Origin of the sequence: Nocardia amikacinitolerans (assembly GCF_900215415.1) — a bacterium.
GTDB lineage: Bacteria > Actinomycetota > Actinomycetes > Mycobacteriales > Mycobacteriaceae > Nocardia > Nocardia amikacinitolerans.
Map to the genome: position 1 here is coordinate 50,344 of NZ_OBEG01000008.1, position 26,160 is coordinate 76,503.

19 protein-coding genes are annotated in these 26,160 nt (G+C 69.3%); 5 read left to right on the plus strand and 14 right to left on the minus strand.

Features of this window, described 5'->3' with window-relative positions:
• Window positions 1-75: 75 nt before the first annotated feature.
• The 6 genes from CRP45_RS29560 to CRP45_RS29585 all read right to left on the minus strand — a co-directional run bounded on the left by CRP45_RS29560 (window position 76) and on the right by CRP45_RS29585 (window position 7,694).
• Window positions 76-540 carry a B-4DMT family transporter gene (locus CRP45_RS29560; protein ID WP_179831057.1) on the minus strand — a complete coding sequence of 155 codons (465 nt, stop codon included), beginning with the start codon at window positions 538-540 and terminating at the stop codon, window positions 76-78.
• Window positions 541-674: 134 nt separating this feature from the next.
• The gene (locus CRP45_RS29565) at window positions 675-1,490 is read right to left on the minus strand and encodes a shikimate dehydrogenase (RefSeq protein WP_097247963.1); all 816 of its coding nucleotides are present in this window, start codon (window positions 1,488-1,490) and stop codon (window positions 675-677) included.
• The gene (locus CRP45_RS29570) at window positions 1,480-3,030 is read right to left on the minus strand and encodes an endolytic transglycosylase MltG (RefSeq protein WP_097247964.1); all 1,551 of its coding nucleotides are present in this window, start codon (window positions 3,028-3,030) and stop codon (window positions 1,480-1,482) included. Before CRP45_RS29570 ends, CRP45_RS29565 begins: the two co-directional genes overlap by 11 nt.
• Complete coding sequence (gene ruvX / locus CRP45_RS29575) at window positions 3,027-3,599, minus strand: Holliday junction resolvase RuvX (RefSeq protein WP_067780217.1); 573 nt, start codon at window positions 3,597-3,599, stop codon at window positions 3,027-3,029. The genes CRP45_RS29570 and ruvX overlap by 4 nt, the downstream gene beginning before the upstream one ends.
• Window positions 3,599-6,265 carry an alanine--tRNA ligase gene (alaS, locus tag CRP45_RS29580; protein WP_097247965.1) on the minus strand — a complete coding sequence of 889 codons (2,667 nt, stop codon included), beginning with the start codon at window positions 6,263-6,265 and terminating at the stop codon, window positions 3,599-3,601. The genes ruvX and alaS overlap by 1 nt, the downstream gene beginning before the upstream one ends.
• Before the next feature lie 70 nt (window positions 6,266-6,335).
• Window positions 6,336-7,694 (minus strand): replication-associated recombination protein A, encoded by a 1,359-nt coding sequence (locus CRP45_RS29585; protein WP_097247966.1) that lies wholly within the window; start codon window positions 7,692-7,694, stop codon window positions 6,336-6,338.
• Between the two features lie 483 nt (window positions 7,695-8,177).
• Here CRP45_RS29585 and CRP45_RS29590 point away from each other — a divergent pair, with 483 nt between their 5' ends.
• Entirely contained in the window at window positions 8,178-9,836 is a 1,659-nt protein-coding gene (locus CRP45_RS29590) for an alkaline phosphatase D family protein (RefSeq protein WP_097247967.1), read from the plus strand.
• A 177-nt stretch (window positions 9,837-10,013) separates the two neighbouring features.
• Here CRP45_RS29590 and CRP45_RS29595 read toward each other — a convergent pair whose 3' ends face one another.
• The gene (locus tag CRP45_RS29595; RefSeq protein ID WP_067780207.1) at window positions 10,014-11,183 is read right to left on the minus strand and encodes a phosphotransferase family protein; all 1,170 of its coding nucleotides are present in this window, start codon (window positions 11,181-11,183) and stop codon (window positions 10,014-10,016) included.
• A gap of 347 nt (window positions 11,184-11,530) precedes the next feature.
• On the opposite strand from CRP45_RS29595, the gene CRP45_RS29600 reads away from it, so the two are divergent.
• Window positions 11,531-12,451, plus strand: a complete 921-nt coding sequence (locus tag CRP45_RS29600) for a DUF2189 domain-containing protein (RefSeq protein WP_245910573.1) — start codon at window positions 11,531-11,533, stop codon at window positions 12,449-12,451.
• 251 nt (window positions 12,452-12,702) lie between these two features.
• On the opposite strand, the gene aspS is transcribed toward CRP45_RS29600, so the two are convergent.
• Complete coding sequence (gene aspS, locus CRP45_RS29605; RefSeq protein ID WP_097247969.1) at window positions 12,703-14,502, minus strand: aspartate--tRNA ligase; 1,800 nt, start codon at window positions 14,500-14,502, stop codon at window positions 12,703-12,705.
• Between the two features lie 162 nt (window positions 14,503-14,664).
• Here aspS and ypfJ point away from each other — a divergent pair, with 162 nt between their 5' ends.
• Window positions 14,665-15,588, plus strand: coding sequence for a KPN_02809 family neutral zinc metallopeptidase (gene ypfJ, locus CRP45_RS29610; protein ID WP_097248122.1), 924 nt, complete (start codon window positions 14,665-14,667; stop codon window positions 15,586-15,588).
• 750 nt (window positions 15,589-16,338) lie between these two features.
• Window positions 16,339-16,857 (plus strand): hypothetical protein, encoded by a 519-nt coding sequence (locus CRP45_RS29620; protein ID WP_097247971.1) that lies wholly within the window; start codon window positions 16,339-16,341, stop codon window positions 16,855-16,857.
• A gap of 33 nt (window positions 16,858-16,890) precedes the next feature.
• On the opposite strand, the gene CRP45_RS29625 is transcribed toward CRP45_RS29620, so the two are convergent.
• From CRP45_RS29625 to CRP45_RS29650, 6 genes are read right to left on the minus strand one after another with little or no spacing between them, the layout of a single operon-like run.
• Entirely contained in the window at window positions 16,891-18,372 is a 1,482-nt protein-coding gene (locus CRP45_RS29625; RefSeq protein ID WP_097247972.1) for a flavin-containing monooxygenase, read from the minus strand.
• Entirely contained in the window at window positions 18,369-19,775 is a 1,407-nt protein-coding gene (locus CRP45_RS29630) for a cytochrome P450 (RefSeq protein ID WP_097247973.1), read from the minus strand. Before CRP45_RS29630 ends, CRP45_RS29625 begins: the two co-directional genes overlap by 4 nt.
• 30 nt (window positions 19,776-19,805) lie before the next feature.
• Window positions 19,806-20,834, minus strand: coding sequence for an NAD-dependent epimerase/dehydratase family protein (locus CRP45_RS29635; RefSeq protein ID WP_097247974.1), 1,029 nt, complete (start codon window positions 20,832-20,834; stop codon window positions 19,806-19,808).
• Window positions 20,831-22,546, minus strand: a complete 1,716-nt coding sequence (locus CRP45_RS29640; RefSeq protein WP_179831058.1) for a fatty acid CoA ligase family protein — start codon at window positions 22,544-22,546, stop codon at window positions 20,831-20,833. Before CRP45_RS29640 ends, CRP45_RS29635 begins: the two co-directional genes overlap by 4 nt.
• Window positions 22,543-23,451, minus strand: a complete 909-nt coding sequence (locus CRP45_RS29645; protein WP_143861573.1) for a beta-ketoacyl-[acyl-carrier-protein] synthase family protein — start codon at window positions 23,449-23,451, stop codon at window positions 22,543-22,545. Before CRP45_RS29645 ends, CRP45_RS29640 begins: the two co-directional genes overlap by 4 nt.
• A 6-nt stretch (window positions 23,452-23,457) precedes the next feature.
• Window positions 23,458-24,495: a 3-oxoacyl-ACP synthase III family protein gene (locus tag CRP45_RS29650; RefSeq protein WP_067780025.1), complete on the minus strand. Its 1,038-nt coding sequence runs from the start codon at window positions 24,493-24,495 to the stop codon at window positions 23,458-23,460.
• A gap of 281 nt (window positions 24,496-24,776) precedes the next feature.
• Between CRP45_RS29650 and CRP45_RS29655 the strand changes: the two genes are divergently transcribed.
• A complete protein-coding gene (locus tag CRP45_RS29655; protein ID WP_097247977.1) occupies window positions 24,777-26,156 on the plus strand; it encodes a cytochrome P450 in 1,380 nt (459 codons plus the stop codon).
• The last annotated feature ends 4 nt before the right edge of the window (window positions 26,157-26,160 follow it).

Genomic DNA, 26,160 nt, shown 5'->3' on the forward strand with positions numbered 1-26,160 from the left:
CGCGGTGCGAAACGTCCGACCGAGACGACAACAGCGCCACACCCTTTGGGTGCGGCGCTGTTTCCCGTTCCAGAGTCAGGCGGCGGCGGGCTTGGTGAGCGACGGGTTGCCCCTGTCGGCCCGCCGTCCCGCGAGCATCCGGCCGATGCCGACGCCGATCAGTCCGGGGATGAAGATCAGCAGGATGATGAACGACGCGCCCGCCGTCAGTTCGAACAGCAGACCGTTGTCGCCGAGGTCGAAGCGCGGCAGGAAGTCCAGCAGCCAGGAAACCGCGCCGCTGCCGAGCCCGCCTGCCACGGCCGCCTTCAGCCACCGGATGGTCAGATCCGAGCCGCGTTCCGGGTCGGGATGCGCCACGCGGTCCTTGCGTCCGTCCAGCATGCCCCACCCCACGATGACGACAAGCAGCACGAGCAGGCACAGCATCCGCATCCACGCGCCTTGCGTCGGCCACTGCACCATCGCGAACCCGAGCACGGTGCGCAGCGCGACGACCAGCGCACCGAGCAGGACAGCTCGCACTACCCAAGCAATCATGCAGAACACCTTAACGCGCAGGCCCCGGGAACATAACTAGAACCCGTGTCAGAAATTTCCGGCCGCCGAATCAACCGACCGAATGTCACCGTCACCCTGTCCGGGAGGGTGGAGGTGACATTCGGTCGGGGATGTCAGGCGTCCACCGCGGCCGCCATCGCGGCGCGCGGCGCTGGACGACCGGTGAACTGCTCGACCTGTCCGTAGGCCTGGTTCAGCAGCATCTGCAACCCGCTCACCACGGTGTGCCCGGCGCGTTCGACCGCAGCCGCCAAGGGGGTCGGCCAGGGGTTGTAGATGGCGTCGAGTACCACCGGCGCGACGGCCACCGCCTCGGCGACCAGAGCGCCCGCCTCGGCGGGGATCGTGCTGACCACCGCGTCCGCGCTCGCGCTCGCGCCGCGCACGGCGTCGCTGTCAAAGGCGATCACGCTCGCCGCCATCCCGAGTTCATCGGCCAGCTCCAGCGCGCCGCGGGCGCGTCCGGCATCCCTGGCGACCACGGTGACCGATTTCGCGCCGAGTTCGGAGAGGGCGAGCAGGGCCGGGCGCGCCGTGCCGCCCGCACCGAGCACCAGCCCCTCCGCGATCTCGGTGACGCCGCCGCCGCGCAGCGCGCCGAGCACGCCGTCCACGTCGGTGCAGTCGGCGCGCCAGCCCCCGGCCGTGCGCACCAGCGTGTTCGCCGAGCCGACGAGCACGGCCCGATCGGTGCGCTCGTCGGCGTAGGCCAGGGCGGCCTCCTTGCCGGGCATGGTCACCGAGAGGCCGATCCACTCCGGCCCGAGGCCGTCCACCAGTCCGGGCAGCTGTTCGGCCGTGCACTCGATGCGCTCGTAGGTCCAGTCCAGGCCGAGCGCACGGTACGCGGCCAAATGCAGCTGGGGCGAACGGGAATGCGCGATCGGTTTGCCGAGAACCGCCGCCTTGCGGGCAGTTTCACCGTCCACTGTCGAGAATCCCGCTCTGTTGCGCCTTTTCGATATTGCGCAGGTGTTCGGAGTAGCTCTCGGTGAACAGCGTGGTGCCCTTCTGGTCGATCGTCACGAAGTACAGCCAGTCGCCGGGTTCCGGATTCTCCATGGCGCGCAACGCGTTCAGCGACGGCGCGGAGATCGGGTTGGCGGGCAGGCCGGACATCGCGTAGGTGTTCCACGGGGTGCGGGTGGCTCGGTCCTCGTCGGTGGTGGCGACCTCGGTGCGGTCCAGCGAGTAGTTCACCGTCGAGTCGAATTGCAGCGGCTGCTCGACTTCCAGCCGGTTCACGATCACCCGCGCGACCTTGGGCATGTCCTGCGGCAGCGCTTCCCGCTCCACCAGCGACGCCGCGATCAGCGTCTCGTAGGGACTGAGCTTGTTCTTCGCGCTGGAGGTCAGCAGCCCGGTGGACTCGTAGCTCGCCGCGCTCGAGGTGATCAGCTGGCGCAGGATCTGCTGCGGGGTTCCGCTGGGGTCGAAATCCAATGTCCCCGCGGCGATCAGGCCCTCGAGCTGGCGCTTGCGGTCCGGCGCTTCACGCACCGACTGCTCCGCCCAGGACGGCACGCCGAGCCCGGCGAGGTCGCTGCTGGAGCCGGCGGCGTCGAGCTGTTCGTAGGTCACGCACTTCTGCTGCGGGCCGGTGCCGATGCAGCTGGCGGCGGCGATCTTGGTGTAGATGCCCTCTTTGCGCGCGCCGGTGTTGACGTCGTGCTGGTCGTGCAGCTGGCGTCCTTCGGAGATGACCAGATTGCCGACCCGCGAGTTCTTGCCGAGCAGCGCGGCGACCGCCTCGGCGGCGGGGCTGCGGCTGGGGATCTGGTAGTACCCGGGCTGCACCGAGCTCATGTTCGAATTGCGCACGGCCGCTTCGAAGAACGCGCCGGTGCTCGCGACGACGCCCTTCTCGACCATGGTCTGCGCGATCTGCGACGAGGTGTCGCCGGGGTGCACCTGCACAACGACCAGCGGCCCCGCGGGCCCCGCGAAATCCTCCGGCGGTCCGAATTCGCCGACCAGCTTCTTGACCGCGAAGCCGCCCGCGCCGACCAGCAGCACCGCGAGCACGCCGCCGATCAGCCACATGTTGCGGCGCTTGCGCTTGCGCTCGGCCGCTTTGCGAGAAGCCACCCGGGAACGCTTGCCGCGCGAACCGCGCGACGGCCGTGGCTCCTTGTCCTTGGCGGCGGACTTGCGCGCCGACGATCGTGTCGTGCGCTTGGGCGGCTCCGGCGGTTCCGGCTCCTCGTAGTCCAGCTCGTCGTCGTAGCTGTCGTCCTCGTACAGCGGCTGGTCGTCGTAGAGCGGCTCGTCGTCGTCGGTGTAGCGGGGGATGACGGTCGTGTCGTCCTCGTAGTCGTCCCAGTCGTCGTGCGGCCCCGCCGCCGCACCGGCCGACCGGCCGCCCCTATCTCGTCCGTCTCTCTCCCAGGCTCGGTCGTCCCGTCGGTAGCGCCGATCAGCCTCGCGCTGTCGGTACCGTTCCTCGGCCCGCGCCCATCGATCAGTCATGCATCGTCTCCGGACGACACGTCCCGCGTCGCTTCCTCGACCGACCTCAACACCGCACTCCGTTCGTCCAACCATCCTTGCAGGATCGACACGGCCGCCGCCTGATCGATCACCTGCCGCTGGCCACGCGCGCGAACTCCACTGTCCCGCAATGCACGTGCAGCTGACACCGTAGTCAAACGTTCGTCGGAAAGCCTGATCGGCACGGGAGCGATCTCTGACCGCAAACGTTCGGCGAACGCGATGGCCAGCCCGGCCGCGGTTCCCTTTTCCCCGCGCAATGTGCGCGGCAGACCGACAATAACCTCAACGGCCTCGTATTCCCGCACAATTTCGGCAATTCTGGCTATATCGGTTGCCGTACCCGCGCCGCGCGCGTTCTTCTTGGCGCGCGGCACGGTCTCCACGGGGGTCGCGAGAATGCCGTCCGGGTCGCTGGACGCGACGCCGATGCGGACACTTCCGACGTCGATGCCGAGCCGTCTGCCACGGCCGGGGTCGGCCGCCGGGTCGGGCCGGTCCGCGGCGTGCGGCCGACCCGTCGAACGCGAACTCTCGGAGTCGCGCATCACTGGGCGATTTCGGCCACCCGGGCACGGACCGCGGCCAGACCCGCCGCGATACCGGAGGGATCGGAGCCGGCGCCCTGCGCCATCTCCGGCTTGCCGCCGCCGCGACCGGCGATGCTCGGCCCGAAGCTGCCGACCAGATCGCCCGCCTTCACGCCGAGTTCCTGCGCGGCCTTGTTCACGGCGACGACGAACGGCACCTTGCCGTCGACATTGCCGAGCAGGACCACGACCGCGGGTTCGCTGCCGAAGCGGCCGCGGATGTCGGTGGCCAGGGTGCGCAGATCGCCGGCGGCGACGCCCTCCGGCGCGGCCGCGGCGACCAGCAGCAGACCGCCGAGGCGCTCGGCCTCGTCCACGAACTTGCTCGCCGAGGAGAGCACCGCGGCGATCTTGGTGCGCTCGAGCTCCTTCTCGGCGACCTTGAGCCGTTCCACCAGCTGCTCGACGCGGGCGGGCACCTCGTCCGAGGGCACCTTCAGCGAGGCGGCGACACCGGCGAGCAGCGCGCGCTCCTTGGCCAGGTACTTGTAGGAGTCCAGGCCGACGAACGCCTCGACGCGCCGCACGCCCGAACCGACCGACGACTCGCCGAGCAGCGTGATCGGGCCGATCTGCGAGGAGTGCTGCACGTGCGTTCCGCCGCACAGCTCCATCGAGAACGGGCCGCCGATCTCGACGACGCGGACCTCGTCGCCGTAGTTCTCGCCGAACAGCGCGAGCGCGCCCATCTGCTTGGCCTTGGGCAGGTCGGTGACGAAGGTGTTGACCGGGAAGTCGGCGCCGACGGCGTCGTTGGACACCGCCTCGATATCGGCCTTCTGCTGCTCGGTCAGCTGGCCCTGCCAGTTGAAGTCGAAGCGCAGGTAGCCGGGCTTGTTCAGCGAGCCGGCCTGCACCGCGTTCGGGCCGAGCACCTGCCGCAGCGCGGCGTGCACCATGTGCGTGCCGGAGTGGCCCTGGGTCGCGCCGCTGCGCCAGGCCGGATCGGCCTGGGCGAGCACCACGTCGCCCTCGGTGATCTGGCCCTGCTCGACGGTGGTCTTGTGCACCCACAGCTTCTTGGCGATCTTCTGCACGTCGTTGACGCGCAGCTTGAGACCCGCGGCCGTGATGCTGCCGCGGTCGGCGATCTGGCCGCCGGACTCCGCGTACAGCGGGCTGCGATCCAGGATGACCTCGACGTCCTGGCCCGCGCTCGCGGCAGGGACCCGGACGCCGTCGGCGATCAGGGCGAGCACGTGCGCCTCGGAGGTGAGCTCGTCGAAGCCGGTGAACTCGGTGGCGCCGCGGTCGACCAGCTCCTTGTAGATGCTCAGGTCGGCGTGCGCGTGCTTGCGGGCGGCGGCGTCCTCCTTGGCGCGCTGCCGCTGCTCGGCCATGAGCGTGCGGAAGCCGTCCTCGTCCACGGAGAGACCGGCCTCGGCGGCCATCTCCAGGGTGAGGTCGATCGGGAAGCCGTAGGTGTCGTGCAGGGTGAAGGCGTCGGATCCGGCGATCTTGGTGCCGCCCTTGGCCTTCACCGCGGCCGCGGTGTTGTCGAACAGCGTCGAGCCGGTGTTGAGCGTCTTGAGGAACGCCGTCTCCTCGCCGACCGCGACGGTCTCGATGCGTCCGAAATCGGTGCCGAGCTCGGGGTAGGACGGCGACATGAGGTCGCTGACGACCTTCATGAACTCGGCCATCACCGGCTTCTCGGCGCCGAGCAAACGGGCCGAGCGCACGATGCGGCGCAGCAGGCGGCGCAGCACGTAGCCGCGGCCGTCGTTGCCGGGGTTGACGCCGTCGGAGATGAGCATGGCGGCGGTGCGGGCGTGATCGGCGATGACACGGAAGCGGACGTCGTCGGCGTGCTCGACACCGTAGGACCGGCCGGTCAGCTCCTCGGCCTTGTCGATGATCGGGCGCAGCAGGTCGGTCTCGTAGACGTTCTCCACGCCCTGCAACAGCATGGCGACCCGCTCGACGCCCATGCCGGTGTCGATGTTCTTCTTCGGCAGCGAGCCGACCGGCGGGTGGCCGAGCTTCGGGCTCAGCTCACCGCGCACGTCCTGCATGAAGACGAGGTTCCAGATCTCGAGGTAGCGGTCCTCGTCGGCGACAGGGCCGCCCTCCTTGCCGTAGGCAGGGCCGCGGTCGTAGTAGATCTCCGAGCACGGACCGCCGGGACCGGGTACGCCCATGTCCCAGTAGTTGTCCTTGCCGTCGCGGAACTGGATCCGCTCCTTCGGAATGCCCGCGACCCGGTGCCAGATCTCGGCGGCCTCCGGGTCGTCCTGGTAGGCGGTGACCCAGATGCGGTCGGTGTCGAAGCCGAAGCCGCCCTCCTCCTGGGACTTGCTGATCAGCTCCCAGGCGAGGGTGATGGCACCCTCCTTGAAGTAGTCGCCGAAGGAGAAGTTGCCCGCCATCTGGAAGAAGGTGTTGTGCCGGGTGGTGACGCCGACCTCTTCGATGTCGCCGGTGCGCACGCACTTCTGGACGCTGGTCGCCCGCGGGAAGGGCGGCGCCTCCTGGCCCAGGAAGTACGGCTTGAACTGGACCATGCCCGCGTTGACGAACAGCAGGTTGGGGTCGGCCAGGATCAGCGAGGCACTCGGCACCTCGGTGTGTCCGGCACGGACGAAATGGTCCAGGAAACGCCGTCGGATCTCGTGGGTCTGCACAGGTATCCAGCCTACCGGGGCGGCGCACCTGGTTTTTCATCGACCGGCCGCTACCGACCCGGCCCGCGGCTCACTTTCCGCGCACGATGCGCCGCAGGCGGTCGACGCGGGGGCCGACCTCGCGTTCGTAGCCGTGATCGGTCGGGCGGTAGTAGTCCGTGCCGACGATTTCGTCGGGCGGGTACTGCTGGGCGAGCACGCCGTCGGGATCGTCGTGCGGGTACTTGTAGCCCTTGGCGTGGCCGAGCAGCGCGGCGCCCGCGTAGTGGCCGTCGCGCAGGTGCGGTGGCACGGCACCGGCTTTGCCCGCGGCGATGTCGGCCATGGCGGCACCGAGCGCGGCGGGGACCGCGCCGGATTTCGGCGCGGTGGCCAGGTGGATGGTCGCGTGGGTCAGGGTGAGCTGGGCCTCTGGCATGCCGATCAGCTGGACGACGTGCGCGGCCGCGACCGCGGTCTGCAACGCCATCGGGTCGGCCATGCCGATGTCCTCGCTGGCGGAGATGACCAGCCGCCGGGCGATGAACCGCGGGTCCTCCCCCGCGCTCATCATGCGCGCCAGGTAGTGCAGCGCCGCGTCGACGTCGGAGCCGCGGATCGATTTGATGAAGGCGCTGATCACGTCGTAGTGCTGGTCGCCGGCGCGGTCGTAGCGCACCGCGGCCTTGTCCACGCTCGCCTCGACGAGCGCGAGGTCGACGGTGCCGTCGAGCGAGGACTCGGCCGAGGCCTCCAGCGCGGTCAGCGCCCGGCGCGCGTCGCCGCCCGCGATCCGCACGATGTGGTCGAGGGCGTCGTCGGTGACGGTGTAGGCACCATCGAAACCGCGCGGGTCGGTGAGGGCGCGCTCGAGCACGACCCGGATGTCGGCGTCGGTCAGCGAACGCAGTTGCAGCACCAGCGAGCGCGACAGCAGCGGCGAGACGACCGAGAACGAGGGGTTCTCCGTCGTCGCGCCGACCAGCAGCACGATCCGGTTCTCCACCGCGGCGAGCAGCGCGTCCTGCTGGGTCTTGGAGAAACGGTGCACCTCGTCGATGAACAGCACGGTGCGCTCGCCGACGGTCAGCCTCCTGCGCGCCAGGTCGATGACCGCGCGCACCTCCTTGACACCGGCCGAGAGCGCCGAAAGCGCTTCGAAACGGCGACCGGTGGCCTGCGAGATGAGCGAGGCCAGCGTGGTCTTGCCGGTGCCGGGCGGCCCGAACAGCAGCACCGAGGCCGCGCCGGATCCTTCGATCAACCGCCGCAGCGGCGAGCCGGGGCCGAGCAGATGCTGCTGCCCGACGACCTCGTCCAGCGTGGCGGGCCGCATGCGGACGGCAAGCGGCGCGGCGCTGCCCGGTCCGCGGAAATCGACGCCCGCGCCGCCGCCCAGCGCATCCGACTCAGGCGCCTGACCCGGCACCTCGAACAACCCATCGCTCATGCCTGCGCCTCGCTGGCGCCCGGCTCCGGCATGCGCGAGGCGCGCTGACACATGACTCGCTCACTACATTCGCTCATACCTGCGCCTCGCTGACGCCCGACTCCGGCATGCGCGAGGCGCGCTGACACATGACTCGCTCACTACACTCGCTCATACCTGCGCCTCGCTGACGCCCGACTCCAACACCCGCGAAGCGCGCCGGCACACGATTCGCTCACCGCGCTCGCTCATGCCAGCGCCTCACCGACACTCCGACCCGGCACGCGCGAGGCCCCTGCGCACACGATTCGCACGCAAGGCTCGTTCATGCCCGCGCCCCACTCGGCTCCGGCATGCGCTGGCACACGATCCGCTCGCTCATGCTTTCGACCGTACAACTCGGCTCCGACACGCCATGTCCGTCCCGCGATTCGCCGGGATTGCGCCGTGTCGATTTGCAGGTGCGCCGCGCATCGGCTGTGATCATGAATTGTGGCTGAAAACATGGTCGTTTCAGATGCCGTCCAGACCGGGCCGTTCGGCAGGCGCGCCCTACTGAAGGGCGGTGCGGCGGCCGCGGCCACCGCGGGCGCGCTGCTGGTATCGACACCCGCGCGCGCGTCGGGCCCGGTGTTCCAGCACGGGGTCGCCTCCGGCGATCCGCTGCCCACCGGGATCGTGCTGTGGACCAGAGTGACGGTCTCCGACGACGCCACGCCGGGCTCGGGTGTCGGCGCGGACGCATCGGTCGGCTGGCAGATCGCCGACGACGCGAGCTTCGCCTCGATCGCCGCCTCGGGAACCGCGACCGCCACCGCAGCGGCCGACCACACCGTCAAGATCGACGCGTCCGGCATGACCCCCGGCCGCGACTACTGGTACCGCTTCAGCGCACTCGGCGAGACCTCGCCGATCGGGCGCACCCGCACCGCGCCCGCGCCCTCGGACACCCCGGACCGGCTGCGCTTCGGCGTGGTCTCCTGCTCGAACTGGGAAGCGGGGTACTTCGCCGCGTACCGGCACCTCGCCGACCGCTCGGACCTCGATGCGATCATCCACCTCGGCGACTACCTGTACGAGTACGGTCGCGGCACGTACGCCGGCCGCAACGGCGCGGTGCGGCAACACGATCCGGCCAACGAGATCGTCACGCTGACCGACTACCGCATCCGCCACGCCCAGTACAAGACCGATCCCGACCTGTCCGCGCTGCACGCCCTGCTGCCGTTCATCTGCACCTGGGACGACCACGAGTCCGCGGACAACTCCTGGTCCGGCGGCGCCAACCACCACGATCCCGCGGTACACGGCAGCTGGGAGGACCGCCGCGCCGCCTCGGCCCGCGCCTACCTGGAGTGGATGCCGGTGCGCGCCACCGGTTCCGGGACGAGCGTGCAGATCTACCGCAGGCTGCGCTTCGGCACTCTCGCCGAGCTGTCCATGCTCGATCTGCGCAGCTACCGCGATCAGGAGGTGGCGCCCGGCCCGGGCTGGCGCGAGGTCGACAACCCCGCGCGCACCATCACCGGCAAGGCCCAAATGGACTGGCTCACAGCGGGTTTGGTCTCGGCGCCGGTGCGCTGGAAGTTGGTCGGCAACTCGGTGATGATCGCGCCGCTCGTCTTCCCGCCGCTGGAGCCCGCGACCACCGCGGCCATCACCGCCGCGCTCGGCGTGCCGCAGTCCGGCGCGCCCGCCAACGCCGATCAGTGGGACGGCTACACCGCCGACCGGCAGCACCTGTTCCGCGCGATCACCGAACAGCGAGTCGGCGACGTGGTCTTCTTGACCGGCGACATCCACTCCTCGTGGGCTGCGGACCTGCCGATCGACGCCGCGAACTATCCCGGCGGGCCGACGGCGGGCGCGGAGTTCGTCGTCCCGTCGGTCACCTCGTCGAGCATCGGCGAGACGCTGAAGGCGGCCCCGCGCACCGTGGCGGTGCCGATCGAGGAATCGATCAAGAGCTTCAACCACCACCTGCGCTACGTCGAACTGGAGTCGCACGGGTACGGCGTCCTGGACGTCACCCAGGAGCAGGCGCAGATGGACTGGTTCTTCCTCGCCGACGTCACCGACCCGGCTACGGGCGTGCGGCACGCGGCGAGCTTCGCCGTGCCGAGCGGCGGCCGGATCGAGCCCCGCCCGGCGCCCGTGTTGTGATCGCCGCGCCGGCGGTTCGCTGAGCGTTCTGAGCGCCGCGCCGACACCGATCGCTAAGCCGACGCTGATCGCTGCGCCGACCGTTCTGCTACGGCGGCGCTGCGACGCTCGGCTCTGCGTCGGACATGCCTGGCGCTGCGCCGCCGACGCCGGGTGTGCGCTGAGTTCGCCCGGCGACTACTCCGACCAGCGCTCTTCCAGCATCGCCGACACCTCGTCGGCGAAGTCGCCGATCACGTCGTCGCCGGTGCAGCGCGCGTCCTCGGCGAGCGCGGCCCAGCGGTTGATCAGCGCCGCCGAGCGCGGCACCGACAGTCCGTGCTCGCGCGCGGCCGCGATGCGGGTGTGGTCGGCGGGCAGGAACCAGTAGGTGGTGAGCCACACCCAGATGAGGCGTGCCTCCAGGATGCGTTCGGCGAGCACCTCGTCGTCGGCGAGCGCCGGGAACACCCCGACGACCTCCGAACGCCAAGCCTCCACCATCTGCCTTGCGCGATCCCTGGACAGCTCGAAATCGCACAGGCAGCCGGGGAAGGAGACCAGCGCGTAGGCGATGTCGAGGGTGGCGTCGCGGAAGCCGCCCCACTCGTAGTCCAGGAACCTGGCGCCCTCCTGGTTGAGGATGACGTTGTCCGGGCACAGGTCCGACGGGCTGAACGCGCGAAACCGCCCGGCCGAGAACAGCCGGTTGCCGCGCACGATGCGCTCGGCGATCTCGCCGGGCACCTCGATGCCGAGCTCACGCTGCAACATCCCGGGCACCTCGGAGATCGCGGACTCGGCCTGCTGGGCGATGCCGTCGACGCGGTGCACCACCTCGACGCGGCGCAGCAGCGCGACGAAATCGGCCTCGCGCCCCACGGTCGCCGCGTGCATCCGGCCCAGCGCCTGAGCGAAGGCCATCAGCGCGTTGCGGGTGGCGGGCTCGGCGCCGGACTGCAGCACCGCGGTCATCCTGGCGTTCTCGCCGAGATCGGACAGGATGAGCAGGCGGTCGGGCAGGCTGTGCGCGATCAGGTACGCGCCTGGCCGCTGCTCGCGGCTGAGCGCGGTGGTGAACTGGTAGGAGACGGCTTCCCGGAGGAACGCCGAATCGATGCTCGCGACGCCGGGGGCCAAGCCTCCGGTGCGGCGGTCCTGAGCGGCTCCGCGCACCTGCTTGACGATCAGCGTCCGGGGTAGCGAGAACGAGTTCTCGGCAACACGCACACGTAGGACTGTCGTCCTACCACTACCGCTGAGTTCCATCGGATCGCTCAGCTTCACCGGAGCACCCATTCGCTTTGTGAGCAACTGCTGTGCTGCGGACACGACTTCGGCGGCGCGTTCGGCCAATAGTGCGGTCATCGCCTCTCAAGCTACTCGCATGGGGTCACTTCTAGCGAGCGGTTACGCAACCTTTCCGCTTCGCTCGGCGTGTCTCGTGTCGTGGTCGCGGACGAAAGCCGTGCTCGCTTGACACCATTGCACGCGTCCGGTTTTCTCATCGTGAACTGCTGTGCGCCACATCGCAAACCAGTTGCGTCGAAAGGTCTCCGACATTGACCGACACACCGTCCTCCGCACCCAAGGATCCCGCAGGCGGCACACCCCAGCAGGGCGGTGTAAGCGAGCGGTTCGTGGCTCACCCTGGGCAGCACGAGAGTAGCGACCCGTCCGCGCCGCCGTCCGGCGCGGGCCACTCGCGCCATGAAATGCCTGGTGGAGCGGGGTATCCGCAGTTCGAGGGGCCGGGCGCGGCACAGTACGGCGCCGAGCCGGTGGAGCCGCCACCCGCGGTCGCCGCGCAGCCTGCGTACGGGCCCGCGGGCACGGGGCCGGGCGTGTCGCCGGACGCGCCGCAGTACGGAGCGCAGCAGCCGTACGGTGCACCGCACGAGTACGGGACGCAGCAGGAATACGCGGCGCAGCAACCGGGTACGATGCCGCCCGGTGCGGCGCCGACGGGAGCGGTACCGGGACAACCGATCTACGGTTATCAAGTGGGGGCGCCGACCGGTCTCGACGTCGGCCACGCGATCAGTTATGGGCTGGAAAAGTTCCGGTCGAATCCTGCGTCATGGCTAGGAATTACAGCACTGGGCGTCATCATCTATCTGATCTTCGTGTTGATAGTCCAGACGTTCGAGCCGAATTCGCTGCTACCGCTTGTGCTGCTCTTCCTCGCGGTGATGGCGGCGCTGTGGTTGTTGCAGGCCGCGATGGTGCGCGGAGCGCTGTACGAAACCGACGGCGCCAAACCGGCTTTCGGTTCGTACTTCAAGTTCGTCAACGCGGGCAACGTCTTGCTGACCGCCCTGCTCGCGTTCCTCGGCACCTGGATCGGTCTGGCGCTGTGCGTATTACCCGGACTGATCGCCGGTGTGCTGTGCATGTTCGCGCTGCACTTCGTGGTCGATCAGGATCTCGGCCCGTTCGACGCTATCAAGGCCAGTGCCAACCTGGTGGTCAAGAACGTCTGGCCGGTGGTGCTGCTCGCCCTGTCCGTCGCGGTGATCACCTTCCTCGGCCTGCTGCTGTGCGGCATCGGACTGCTCGTCGCGGGCCCGATCTCGATCCTCGCGGTCACCTACGCCTACCGCACCCTCACGGGCGGACGCATCGCCCCGGTCTAACCGGAACCGAATCGCCACCGACCGCTGGCCGGTTCACGGGTGAAGCTTCCGTTCCACACACCTTCTGTACGCCTCACATAGCCAGCGACTGTGTGAGGCGTACGGAGCATGTGTGGCAGCCAACGATTCCCTTGGCCTGTGGCTGGTGGGGCCTGGGCGCGTCGAGAACAGGCAAACCCCTCGACGCGAACGCGCCGCCCGCTCGGAGAGTGACTCCGTGCGGACGGCGCGTCGGCTGGCCGTAGCTCGGCCTACGGCTCGGTGACCTCGAGCTTGATCTCGACCTTTTCCTGCTCCGGCTTGACGTCCAAGCCCGCTTCCTTGCGCTGCTGCGCGGTGATCGGCGCGGGCGCGTCGGTCAGCGGGTCGACGCCGCCGCCGGTCTTCGGGAAGGCGATGACCTCGCGGATGGAGTCCAGACCGGCAAGCAGGGCGGTGATGCGGTCCCAGCCGAAGGCGATGCCGCCGTGCGGCGGAGCGCCGTAGGCGAAGGCGTCGAGCAGGAAGCCGAACTTCTCCTGCGCCTCGTCGTGGCTGATGCCCATTACCTTGAACACCCGCTCCTGCACGTCGCGGCGGTGGATACGGATCGAGCCGCCGCCGATCTCGTTGCCGTTGCAGACGATGTCGTAGGCGTAGGCGAGCGCCGAATCGGGGTCGGTGTCGAAGGTGTCCATCGACTCGGGCTTGGGCGAGGTGAACGCGTGGTGCACCGCGGTCCACGCCGAATGGCCAAGCGCCACATCGCCACTCGCGGTGGCGTCGGCGGTGGACTCGAACAGCGGCGCGTCCACGATCCACACGAACGACCAGGCGTTCTCGTCGATCAGTCCGACCTTGCGCGCGATCTCGCCGCGCGCCGCGCCGAGCAGCGCGCGCTGGGCCTTCGCCGCGCCCGCTGCGAAGAACACGCAGTCGCCGGGGACCGCGCCGACGTGCTTGGCCAGCCCTTCGCGCTCGGCGTCGCTGAGGTTCTTGGCGACCGGACCGCCGAGCGTGCCGTCCTCGTTCACCAGCACGTAGGCCAGACCCTTGGCCCCGCGCTGCTTGGCCCACTCCTGCCAGGCGTCGAGCTGGCGCCGCGGCTGGTTCGCTCCGCCCGGCATCACGACCGCGCCGACGTAGGGCGCCTGGAACACCCGGAACGGCGTGTCCTTGAAGTACTCGGTGCACTCGGTGATCTCGACGCCGAAACGCAGGTCCGGCTTGTCCGAGCCGAAGCGGCGCATGGCCTCGGCGTAGGTCATGTGCGGGATCGGGGTCGGGATCTCGTGGCCGATCAGCTTCCACAGCGCGACCAGGATCTCCTCGGCCAGCAGGATCACGTCCTCCTGGCGCACGAAGCTCATCTCGATGTCGAGCTGGGTGAACTCGGGCTGACGGTCGGCGCGGAAGTCCTCGTCGCGGTAGCAGCGCGCGATCTGGTAGTAGCGCTCGATACCGCCGACCATGAGCAGCTGCTTGAACAGCTGCGGGCTCTGCGGCAGCGCGTAGAAGTTGCCCGGCTGCAGCCGCGCGGGCACCAGGAAGTCGCGGGCGCCCTCGGGGGTCGAGCGGGTCATCGTCGGGGTCTCGACCTCGATGAACTCGTGGTGGGCCAGCACCGCGCGGGCGGCGGCGTTGACCTTCGAGCGCAGCCGGATGGCGTGGCCGGGCCCTTCGCGGCGCAGGTCGAGGTAGCGGTACTTCAGGCGGGCCTCGTCACCGGGCTGCTCGTCGAGCTGGAACGGCAGCGGGGCGCTCTCGTTGAGCACCTCCAGCTTGCTCACGTTGACCTCGATCTGGCCGGTCGGCAGGTCGGGGTTCTCGTTGCCGTCCGGGCGCTGCTCGACCACGCCGGTGATCAGCACGCAGTACTCCGCGCGCAGCCGGTGCGCCTGCTCGGCGGCCTCGCCTTCGCGGAAAACCACCTGCGCCACACCCGACGCATCGCGCAGATCGATGAAGATCACGCCACCGTGGTCGCGCCGCCGGGCCACCCATCCGGTGAGGGTGACGGTCTGACCGGCGTGCTCGCTTCGCAGCGAACCAGCCAAGTGGGTGCGCAGCACGGGATTCCTTTCGACGACTCCGGCACCGGCGGGGTGTCGCCGGATGCGGTTGCCATCGTAGTTAGACACGTTCGTCGAGGGGAAACCGATATCCGCGCGGCCGTGTCAAGCTGTAGCGAGCAGGTCGCCCGCCAACCGGACAAAACGCCACTAAGGACGATGATGACGTTCAACGAAGGGCTGCAGATCGACCCGGACCGAGCCTCTTCCGGCGGACCTGGCATGGGCGGCAAACTCGCGCTCGGCGGCGGCGCGGGTGGTCTGATCCTGCTGGTGATCACGCTGCTGCTCGGCGGTGACCCCGGCTCCGTCCTCGGCCAGTTCACCGGCGCCCAGGACACCCAGCAAACCCAGCCGGGCACGGCGGGCACCCCGGAGCACTGCAAGACCGGCGCCGACGCCAACAAGTACGTCGACTGCCGGGTCGTGCTCACCGCGCAGAGCTTGGACGCGGTCTGGGCGAGCGAACTGCCCAAGCAGACGGGCGAACGCTACGTGGAGCCGGAGCTGGTGCTGTTCTCCGGCGCGGTCGCCACCGGCTGCGGCAACGCCACCAGCGCGGTCGGCCCTTTCTATTGCCCCGCCGATCAGACCGCCTACTTCGACGTCCGCTTCTTCCAGGAGCTGACCGACCGCTTCGGTTCCAGCGGCGGTCCGCTGGCCCAGGAGTACGTGGTCGCGCACGAGATCGGCCACCACATCCAGAACCAGCTCGGTGACATCGGCCGCGCCCAGCGCGACCCGCGCGGACCGGAGTCGGGCGCGGTGCGCACCGAACTCCAGGCCGACTGCTACGCGGGAATCTGGGCCCACTACGCGGACAAGACGCCCGCACCCGGCGGCGACCGGCCGTTCCTGCAAAGGTTGTCCGACACCGATATCAACGACGCCCTCTCGGCGGCCTCCGCGGTCGGCGACGACCGGATCCAGCGTGCGGCGCAGGGTCGGGTCAATCCGGAGGCGTGGACGCACGGGTCGTCCGACCAGCGGCAGAAGTGGTTCCTCACGGGCTACCGCACCGGCCTGGTGCGGGCCTGCGACACCTACTCCGCACCCGACTTGGACAACCCGCCCGCGCTGCGCTGAGCCGCTGATCGCGATCACACGGGGTGATCAGGGCGAATGCCGTGCGAGATGCTTGTTCGCGTACCCGCCGACGATCTACCGTGAACTGGTGATCAGTGGCGACCGGCGACGCGACGGCACGCACCACAGGTACGGCGAGCCCGCCCGAAGGCGAGCGCCGTACCCGATCGGACGGCGATTCCACGATCGTCTGCCCGCGGTGAACGCGCAATCGCATCGAGCGCATTCCAGAACGATCACCCGGTCGCGAACGGGTCGCGGCGGCGCGACCGAGTCCCGCTCGGCGAATGCGTTCGCGATCGGGAAGACGCCAGGTCTCGCGGGCACCGCGCCCGCGCAGACGAAAGGGTCTCCGCGTCGCGCGGAGACAGCTTCCCGGACACGCCGACAGGTAGCGGGCGCGTCGCGCACCCTCCGGGCCGTCTCACCGTTCAACCGACTGTCCCGAGCGGTGGCCGTCCCGTCGGCGCTCGCGGCCGCGGTGCGAGACGGACGATTGCTGCCCCGGCCGCGGTACCACAGCGAGCCGCCGACCGCGCGGCATCGACCGGCGTAGCGGCCGGTACCTCGGGACACACCATCAGCGTGTGTCGGTTCGACTCATCCGCAGCCAACCGGCGCACGCCATAGACCCGCATCGACGCCGCATCGGCGCTACGCTCATCGGCGTCCGAAGCCGCTGCGCCGGAGCGGGTCTGCGCTCGCTTCCCGGTCGAGGCGATCACCCGACGCTGCCGAGATGGGAAGTTCATGCGGAGAACGTTGTCGACCCTGGTTGTCCTCGCGATGCTGTTCGCGACCGGCTCGGTCGTCGCCGTGGCAGACCCGGTCGCGCCGGCGCCCGCCAGGTCGGACGTCGCGCTGCTCACCCTGACGACGATGCCCCGCGGCTGGCAGGAACGGATCGATCTGCGTCCGCTGCTCCAGGTCCACGCCGACGGCCGTGCCGTCCACCAGCCGGATGCCATTGCGCCCGAACGGAATCCGAACACTCCCCCGCGCCAGGTCGACGGCACGGTCCGGCGCGAGGTGATCGATGCCGCCCTGGCCGAGATCACGGCGCTGTCCACCGTCGACCTCGGCATGCCCGCCGCGGGCGACGGGAGTCAGATCATCGACGTGATGCCCGAACCGCCGGGCCAGAACCTCCACCTGATCGTGTACGGGCCCGACTCGACCGACGGCCTGACCGCCGAACAACAGAACGCGCGCAAGCGTTTCGCCGACGTCTACCGCAGCCTGCTCGACGCTTTCGTCGCCGATCGCTGAGCACTGACCACTGACCGCCGAGTCGAATCCGATTCAGGGCGTGAGCGATTCGCTGGCGGCCGGGCGGCGGTCCCAGTCCTCGGGGCGGATGTGGCGGCGGTCGCGGCGGACGCTGCGGGTGCTTCCCGGCCAGGTGAGGGTGTTGGTGCCCGTGGGGGTGACGAAGTAGCTGGTGCAGCCGCCGGTGGTCCAGACGCGGTCGGCGAGGACACGGCGACAGTGGTCCACGAAGCGGTTCTGGGCGGCGTCGGTCGGTGTGTAGCGGGTGACGGCGCGCTCGCGCATGTGGGCGATGGTGCGGGCGATGAGGCGGGTGGTGGGTTCGATGGCCTGGAACTGGGAGGTGTGCGGCAGCGCGGTGTTGGGTCCGGTGACGCAGAACAGGTTCGGCAGACCGGCGAAGGCGATGCCGCGGTAGGCGGCGAAACCGTTGCGCTCGTAGCTGTCTCGCAGCGAGAAGGCGGGCGTGCGGAAGTCGGGGAAGCGCGGGATCGAGTCCTGGATGTGAAAGCCGGTGGCCCACACGATCGCGTCGACCTCGTGCACGACACCGTCGGCGGTGCGCACGCCGGACCCAGTGAGATCGACGATCTTCTCCGTCACCAAGTCGACATCGTCGCGGGCGAACGCCGCGTAGTACTCGTCGGAAACCATCGGCCGCTTGCACCCGAACCGGTAGTCCGGCCGCAACTTCTCCCTGGTGCGCGGATCGGGCACCTGCTTGCGCAGTGCGCGCAGGCAGACCTGCTCGAAGACCGGCAGCAAGCGGGGATGGAACTCCGCCAAGTGCACCGACTCCAGCAGCGCGAACACCATGCCGCGCAACGCGAGTCGCGCGGGCGGGAACTTGCGCAGCACCGTCCGCAGCGGTCCGGCGATCGCGCGATCCCCGCGCGGCAGCACCCACGCCGGACTGCGCTGGAACGACACCACGTGCGCACCGGCGCGCGCCAGGGCGGGCACGATCTGCACGGCGCTCGCGCCCGAGCCGACGACGGCGACCCGCTTCCCTTCCGGCCGAAAATTGGAATCCCAAGAGCCGGAGTGCATCTGGATACCCTGGAACAGTTCCCGGCCGGGAATGTCCGGCACGAACGGCACGTGCAGCGAGAAGTACCCCATGACGACGGTGCGCGCGCTGATCACGCGCCCGTCGGCCAACCGCACCCGCCACCGGTGCTCGTTCTCGTCGAACTCGGCACCGACGACCTCGCTGTTCACCCGCACGTGGCGGCGCAGATCGAAAGCGTCGACCACGGATTCGGTGTAGGCGCGCAGTTCGGGTTGGGTCGCGAACAGCCGCGACCAGTCGCCGGGATAGAAAGAGTACGAGTACAGAACCGACGGCACGTCGACGGCGCATCCCGGATACACATTGTCGCGCCACGTCCCGCCGACCGACTCCGCGCGTTCGAGAATCACGAAATCCTCGATGCCGCAACGCTTCAGGTTGATCGCCACGCCGAGCCCGCTGAAACCGGAACCGATCACGGCGACTTCACAGATCTCGCTCATCGGACATCCTTCCGATCCGCGCCCGTATCGCGACGAGCCTCGACCCGCATCGGCAGCCGCTCCGGATGAACCAGCGCGCCGATGACGGTCTCGCGCGCCGTGAATCCGGGCTCAAGCCGCAGCCGCCAGCGCCCGCAGAGGGTGGCGATCTGCAACGCCACCTGGGTCAGCGCGAACACGTTGCCGGGGCACTGCCGCGCGCCCATACCGAACGGGATGTGCGCCCCGCGCGACATCCCCGCCGTCGCCTCGGGCAGCCAGCGATCGGGGTCGAACCGGTCGGGGTCGGCGTGCACCCGCGGGTCGCGATGCACCGCGATCGGGCAGACGAACAGCATCGCTCCCTCGGGCAGCGGGTGCCCGCCGAGCTCGTAATCGGCGGGCACGTGCCGCACGGTGAGCCACGGCGAGTAGCGGCGCAGCGTCTCCAGCACGAGCCGCTTGGTCAGGTCCAGCCGGGGCAGGTCGGCGAATTCGGCGGGTCGCCCGCCGAGCACCTCGTCGAGTTCGGCGTGCAGGGCGCGCTCGACCTCCGGATTGCGCGCCAGTTCGTAGAGCAGCCACGTGGCGGTCATTCCGATGGCCTCGGTGCCGCCGACCAGGAAGTTCACCAGTTCGTCGTGCACGTGCTTGTCGGTCAGCGGCGCGCCGTCCTCGTCGCGGGCCCGGATCAACGTGTCGAGCAGGTCGCCGTGGTCGAGCGCCGGGTCGGCGGCCAAGTCCGCGCGGTAGGCCGCGATGATATCGGCGGTGGCGTCCTTCAGCTCGTCGACCAGCGCGAGGAAGCGGCGGTTGCCGCGGGTTGGCAGCCGGTCCAGCCACGCGGGCCGGGTGACGCGGCGCGCGAGCAGCGTCATGACCTCGGGCAACAGCCGGTGCACGCGCCGCGCGGTGATCTCGCCGAGTTCACCGGAGAACAGCGCGCCCGCCACGGTGCGCAGCGCGAGGTCGTGCATCTCCTCGTTCACCGCGAGCATCGCGCCGTCGCGCCACTGGTCGGCCCGCGCCCGACCCATCGCCGTCATCACGGTGGCGTACTGGGCGATACGCGCCTTGGCGAACGCGGGCGCGATCAGCCTGCGCGAACGCCGATGTGTCGCACCGGAAACGACGGTGACACCGTCACCGAGCAGCAGTTCGGCCCGTTCGATCATCGAGCCCTGATCCGACAGCCCGGTGAACGCCTCCCTGATCAGCTCCGGTTCGGTGACGACATACGTGTCGTAGCCGGGGATTCCGATGCGCACCACCGGCCCGTGGGCCGACAGTGTCGACAGGAACCGGTGCGGTGTGCTGCCGAAACGGTGCCAATGTCCAAGGAACGGCAGCGCGCCGGGCGCGGTGGGCACCGTGGACCGGACGCCCGCGCGGCGTCCCCGCACGGTGGACAGCAGTGATGTCACGAGACCAACCTTCGATTCGACGTAATCCGTTCAGCCGCGGGCGAGCACGGCGTCGACGCCGCCGACGGAGCGCACCCACTCGACGTAGCGCGCGAGGCCCTCGTCCCGGGAGACGGTGGGGTTGTAGTCGAAATCCTTACGGGCAGCCGAGGTGTCGTAGGTGCTGGAGACGGTCAGCGCCGCCGTGGTCCAGCTCGACAGCGGCGGCGCCCACCGCTCCTTGACGGCGGGTATCCGCCAAATGGTGTCGAAGACGGCGATCGCCGCGTCCAATACGGGGCCGGGCACGGTGCGGGTCGGCGGGGTCAGGTCGAGTGCGACGGCGAGGTCGCGGACGAACTCCCACAGGTTTATGTCCTCGGGATCGGCCAGGAAATAGGCGTTTCCGGCGACCGAGGGAGAACGTGCGGCTTGCAGAGAGGCCGCCGCCGCGTGCTCGCAGTAGGTGATCGACGCCATGACGGGGCGACCACCCGAAAGGTCCGGCAGCCGACCGCTTTTCAGCTTGCGCAGCAGCAGGCTCATCCATCCTGCCGAGCGCGGACCCCAGATCATCCTCGGACGCAACGCGCACGTGGTGAAGCCGGGCGAGTCGGCAGCGAGCACATACTGCTCGGCCACCACTTTGGTCGCGACATAGAGGCTCTTGGGCGCGTCGACATAGGGCTCGGACTCGTCGATGCCGAAGCGGTCGGTCTCGTAGGAAGTGGCCACCGACGGACTGCTGACGTACACGAACCGCGAAACCCCCGCATCGCGTGCGGCCGCGATCAGGTTGCGCGTGCCCTCGACGTTCGCTCGCCAGAACTGTTCTCGCGCACCGACTTCCGACACCAGCCCCGCGCTGTGATACACGACGTCCACGTCGCGGCAGGCCGCCCGCAGCGAGTCCAGGTCGCCGAGATCCCCGACGGTGGTCTCGAGATCCGGCACGCCGGACAGGTAGCCGAGGTCACTGCCCGCGCGGACCAGTGCCCGCACCTCGTCGCCCGCGCCGGTGGCGGCATCGACGATGTGGCTGCCGAGGAATCCGGTCGCGCCGGTGACGAGAACCTTCATCGGTCCGTTCCTTTCGTTCGCGGGAAGCCGAGCCGATCTGCGGCCCATTGCGCGAGCCGCTCCCGCCCGATCTTCGCGTTGTGCCGGATGTCGACGGGAAACTCGCTGTGCGGCAGAAAGATTCGGATGCGACTCGTCTCCGGCTTGCGCTGCGCGAGGGTCCACAGTTCGCGCCGCACCCTGGTCAGCTCAGCGGGCGTGAGGTCCGCGGCGGGCTCGAAGCACAGCACCGGGATCTGTTCACCCGGCGCTCCGACGCCGACCAGTGCGGTCCTGGCGACGTCCGGGTGGGTGTTGAAGATCTGCTCGCATCGGACGGTGTACATGTCACCGCTCGCGGTCCGCACGCGCTGGGAGACCCGCCCGCAGAACCACAGTCGGCCCGATTCGTCCACGCGCGCCAAGTCGCCCGTGCGGTGCCAGCGCCGGATACTGCCGTCGGGCAGTCGCTCGTCGATCTTGTGCCGCGCGTCGGCGGCGGCATTGCGGTGGTAGGCGCGGCTGATCTGCGGTCCGCTCGCGACGATCTCGCCGATCCGCCCGGCGGGCAGGACGAGGTCCTCGCGCCAGTCGGCGATGGGCTCGTCGGTGACGCCGATGATCCGGACCAGGGTCGCGCCGCGGTCCTCCGGCAGCGGGCGGCCGACGCACACGCCCGCGCCCTCGGCGGTCGCGGCGCGGGTCCGGTCCAGCTCGGACCATTCCAAGGTGGTCAGCGGCAGCGCCTCGGTCGCGCCGTAGGTGGTGAAGACTTTCGCGTCCTCGCCGAGCGCGGCTCGAATACGTTCCAGGGCCACCAGATTCGCCGGTGCGCCCATGGAGATGATCCGCGCGATGTCGGGCAGGCTCTCGCCGGTCTCGGCGAAATGCTCGCCGAGCCTGACCAGTAGGGCGGGCGAGGCCGTGAGGTCGGTGGCGCCGAAGGACCGCGCCACGTCGGTGAGCAGCGCCGGATTCGCCTTCGACACGCGCACCGGGTCGACCGGACCGAGCACGACGTGCGCGCCTTGCAGCAGATCGAAGAGCCCGAACAGGGGCACCGAGGTGAGCGAGACGAAACCGGTTGGGCGGCCGTGCAGTTCGGTGACGACATCGAGTGCGGCGGCGAAACCCGACCTGGTGAACTCGACGCCCTTGGCCGGTCCAGTGCTTCCGGTGGTGAACGCGATCATGAATAGGTCGTCCGGATCGTGTTCGGCCGCCGGGGTTTCCGGCTCGTCGCGCAGATCGGACAAGCTGTGACCGCCCCAGAACGACCGCCCCGCCGTGACGTGCACCCGGATCGATCCGAAGGTGCGCAGCGCGGCCAGCCGCACCGCATGCGCTTCGGGGATCCCGATGAAGGCCTCCGCGCCGACGCTGCGGAAGCAGTGCAGCATGCGGCGCACGCCCATGCCGGGATCCACCACCACCGGTACCGCGCCGACCCGGAACAGCGCGAACAGCACCGCGAACAGATCCGGATCCGGACGTACGAGCACAATGACCCTGACGCCCTTGGTGATTCCGATCCTCTCGAAGCCCGTGGCATAGGAGTGGACGCACCGCCCCAGCTCGGCGTAGGTCATGGTCGCGAACCGCAGGTCGGCGCCGCGCTCGGCCTTCGCCGCACCGGCGCGGGTCGGATAGCTGATGGCGGGCTCGTCGGCCCGTTCCGTGATCCGGCGCTCGAGCAGGGCACTCGGGTCGTCGTAGCCGATCGCGCGCGTCACCCGGCACCGCCGCCGGGCACCCGGTAGCCGACACAGCCCGCCGTCGGTCCCGATCCGCCCGCGACGAGCAGCAGTTGGTCGCCCGCACGCACGGCGCCGGACCGCATCAGCTGGTGGTAGGCGATGATGAGACCGGAGCTTCCCGCGTTCCGCGACCCGGTATCGGCCTGGTGGTGTCGCGTGAAGCCGAAGTCGGCCGCCAGCGTCTCCGCGAAGTCCGGTACGGGATTGTTGGTGACCAGTACCGTCGAATCAGACGCTGTTTCAGGGTGATTCGCGAGGTAGTTCCGCACCGCGGTGCGCGCGACACCCAGGACCCGCTCGGCGAAATCGTCGGCGACGTCGACGGTGATCGTGCGGGCGCCGTCGCGGCCCATCGACTTCAGGTCGAGGTAGCCCGCGACGCCGGGGTGCGCGCCGTCCGGCCGCGGTGCGGGCTGCAAGTGCACCGCGCCGAGTCCCGTCGTTTCGTCGATGCCTTTGGTCACCAGGAAGGCACCGCCCACGGTGGCGTAGGGGAAGGCGGCCGCGTCCGCCCGGCCGCCTGGGTGGGCGTCGCTGCCGACGATGAGGACATGCTCGGCAGTGCCATTGGCCAGCAACGCATTCGCGGCCTGGAGCGCGTTCAGCACGCCGCAGGCGCCGTTGCGCAGGTCGAGGGAGAAGCCGGGCCGGGAGGAACCGGATTCGTAGTCGAGGTGCATGCCGAGCTCGCGCTGAATCAGCGCGGCGTTGGACGGCTCCACGATGTTGGCGTCCCGATACACACCGACGTTCATCAGCACGTCCACGTCCGTCGCCGAAAGACCTGCCCCGGCGAGGCATTTCCGTGCCGCCGCGACCGCGTGGTCGATCGAGCCGAGCGCCGGATCCACGCTCACCGCCGAATTCCGCAGAATGGTCACCACGATCTACTTCACCAACTCACCGATGGTCGCCGACAACACCCCGAACACCATTCCCGACGCGGTCGGTACGAAACAGATCTTCGAACCCGCCGGAATCAGGCCGCGCGACAGGTAGTCGTGCAGCACCAGGAAATGTGTACTCGCCCCGGTATTTCCGTACTTCTCGACGCACGCGAGCCGCGGCGGCATGGGTGCGCCGTGGATCTTGCTGCCCGACTCCGCCAGTTTCTCGGTGAACCCGACACCGAGCTGATGGAAGACGATGTAATCGAAATTCTCCTCGGCGAACGACGTGCCCTTCTTCGCGAGCACGTCGCGATGGAATTTCGCCCAGGTCTCGCGCCGCGGCGCGGCCTGCATGGTGAGGTTGTCGGTCAGCATGATCATGTTCTCGGTGCTGTCGCTGGGTTTGGCGATGCACAGGCCGGAGTATTCCGCGCAGGTGATCATGTCGATGTAGTGGACGGCCTCGGCGTCGTCGACGGCGCGGTCGAGCACCACAGCGACGGCCGCGTCGGCCAGGGTCAGCGCCGCGAACTGCGGGTCGCGCGCGTCCACCGCCTCGGCGAGCGCGCCCTCGGTGACCGGCGAGATGACCTCGGGCGTCACCACCATGCCGTTTCGGACCAGCCCGGCGCGAATCAAGTTGTCCAACAGGTAGATACCGGTCATGGTGCCGCCGCACGCATTGGCGACGTCGTAGCCGGTGGCATTGACAGCGCCGATGCGCCGGGCGATCTCCCCCGCCGCCGACGGCTCGAACACCATGCGGAATCCGTCGTGCACGGTGGTGCCGCCGCAGATGATCACATCCAGATCGGCGGGATCGTATCCGGAGTCCGCCAGGCAGTCGAGCGCCGCGGCGACGCCCAAGGTCAGGGTGTCCTCCTCGGTGCGGTCGACCATATGCCGGTGTGCGATACCGGTAATGCGTTCGACGTCGAACTCGCCGCCGCTCGACATGCGGTCGAGCACTTCGTTCGTGGTGAATTCTCCGGCGGGGAGAGCGGCCCCGAGCGCACGTATTCGAGAGCGATTCATACGAGATTTCCTCCGATGGCCGCGGCTCCCACGGAAAATGGAATGACACGGCGCTGATAAAGCAAGGGGGCCAAAGAAACCCGGGCTCGACCGGATGATTGCGACACTACGACCAGATCTCGACAGCAGTCCACTTGCGGCGCCGGTCAGTGAGGGGGATCACCAATCCATCTGTGCCGCTTGCTACTTCGCGACAAAAGATCGGCGCGAACATCGTCTCCCGTGATGAATTCTCGTTTTCGATTGCGTCGAGCGCCCGATTCGTGATTAGGCTCGGGCCGGTGTCCGTCCCGCCCCGCGCGCCGATGTCGCTGCTCGATCTGCCCGGCCCAGACGGCTGGCCGGTGCTGGGCAATCTCCCGCAACTCACCCCGACGCGACTGCACCGGCAACTCGACAGCTGGTGCGCGGAATACGGTCCCGTCTACCGGCTGAGCATGCCGGGCAGGCGGCTGGTCGTGGTCGGCGATCCCGAGATCGGCAAGGAGGTCCTGCGGCAGCGCCCGGGAACCTACCGGCGACAGTCGTCGATCGAATCGATCATGAGCGAGATGGGCTCCAACGGACTGTTCTCCTCCGAGGGCGAGGCGTGGCGGCGACGCAGGCGACTGGCCATGCCCGCGTTCAACGCCGCCCATCTCACCCGGTTCCACACCACGCTGGAGCAGATCACCGAGCGGCTACGGCGGCGCTGGCTGGCGTCCCCGCCCGAGGACGTGCGCGCCGACCTCACCCGCTACACCGTGGACGTGACCGCCAAGCTGACCTTCGATTACGACATCAACACCCTCGAGCAGTCCGGCGACGTCATCCAGCAGCACCTGGACCACGTCTTCCCGATGATCAACCGCCGCTTGAACATTCCGTTCCCGTACTGGCGCTACGTCAAGCTGCCCGCCGACCACGCGCTGGACCGGGCGCTCGACGCGCTGCGCGCCGAGGTGAACGCGGTCATCGCCCGCGCGCGCACCGCGGTGCCGGAGCAGCCGACGAATTTCATCGAAGCGTTCCTGCTGGCCAACGACGGCGGGGAATCGTTCACCGACGACGAGCTGTTCGCCGAGGCGCTGACGATCCTGATCGCCGGACAGGACACCACGAGCAACGCCACGGCATGGCTGCTCTACCATTTGGCCTCCGAACCCGGAGCGCAGGAACGCATCCGGGAGGAGATCGCCAGGATACCGTCGACGCTGGAGCGGCAGCCGTACCTGGAAGCCGTTGTCGCCGAGTCCATGCGGCTGCAACCCACCACCCCGCTGCTGCTCATGGAGGCGGTGCACGACACCGTGCTGCGCGATATCGCGCTGCCCGCGGGCACCTGGGTGTTGGTCGACGTGCGGTATCCGGGCCTGCGGGAGGAGAACTTCGCCGATCCGGAGCGGTTCGACCCCGAACGGTGGCTGCGCGGCGCCGACGGCCGGGCGCACCGCCCCGACGTCTCGATCCCCTTCGGGTCGGGGCCGCGGTTCTGCCCGGGGCGCGGCCTGGCAATGCTCGAGATCAAGAGTGTGGCCGCGATGGCCTGCCGCACATTCGATTTCCGGATCCCGGATGGCGTTCCGCCGCCCGACGACCGGTTCCATTTCGCCGTCATCCCGGTGGGCCTGCGGCTCGACCTCGCGCCACGACCGGCGGCCGACCGAGAATTCGAAGGATAGGGGT

Excerpts from the sequence above, each read along its gene's own strand:
- CRP45_RS29585 (WP_097247966.1), bottom strand. The coding sequence starts at position 7,694 with ATGAGCGATGGGTTGTTCGAGGTGCCGGGTCAGGCGCCTGAGTCGGAT.
- CRP45_RS29650 (WP_067780025.1), bottom strand. The coding sequence starts at position 24,495 with ATGAATCGCTCTCGAATACGTGCGCTCGGGGCCGCTCTCCCCGCCGGA.
- CRP45_RS29570 (WP_097247964.1), bottom strand. The coding sequence starts at position 3,030 with ATGACTGATCGATGGGCGCGGGCCGAGGAACGGTACCGACAGCGCGAG.
- CRP45_RS29620 (WP_097247971.1), top strand. The coding sequence starts at position 16,339 with ATGCGGAGAACGTTGTCGACCCTGGTTGTCCTCGCGATGCTGTTCGCG.
- CRP45_RS29560 (WP_179831057.1), bottom strand. The coding sequence starts at position 540 with ATGATTGCTTGGGTAGTGCGAGCTGTCCTGCTCGGTGCGCTGGTCGTC.
- CRP45_RS29595 (WP_067780207.1), bottom strand. The coding sequence starts at position 11,183 with ATGACCGCACTATTGGCCGAACGCGCCGCCGAAGTCGTGTCCGCAGCA.
- ypfJ (WP_097248122.1), top strand. The coding sequence starts at position 14,665 with ATGACGTTCAACGAAGGGCTGCAGATCGACCCGGACCGAGCCTCTTCC.
- ruvX (WP_067780217.1), bottom strand. The coding sequence starts at position 3,599 with ATGCGCGACTCCGAGAGTTCGCGTTCGACGGGTCGGCCGCACGCCGCG.
- CRP45_RS29600 (WP_245910573.1), top strand. The coding sequence starts at position 11,531 with ATGCCTGGTGGAGCGGGGTATCCGCAGTTCGAGGGGCCGGGCGCGGCA.
- CRP45_RS29625 (WP_097247972.1), bottom strand. The coding sequence starts at position 18,372 with ATGAGCGAGATCTGTGAAGTCGCCGTGATCGGTTCCGGTTTCAGCGGG.
- CRP45_RS29635 (WP_097247974.1), bottom strand. The coding sequence starts at position 20,834 with ATGAAGGTTCTCGTCACCGGCGCGACCGGATTCCTCGGCAGCCACATC.
- CRP45_RS29590 (WP_097247967.1), top strand. The coding sequence starts at position 8,178 with ATGGTCGTTTCAGATGCCGTCCAGACCGGGCCGTTCGGCAGGCGCGCC.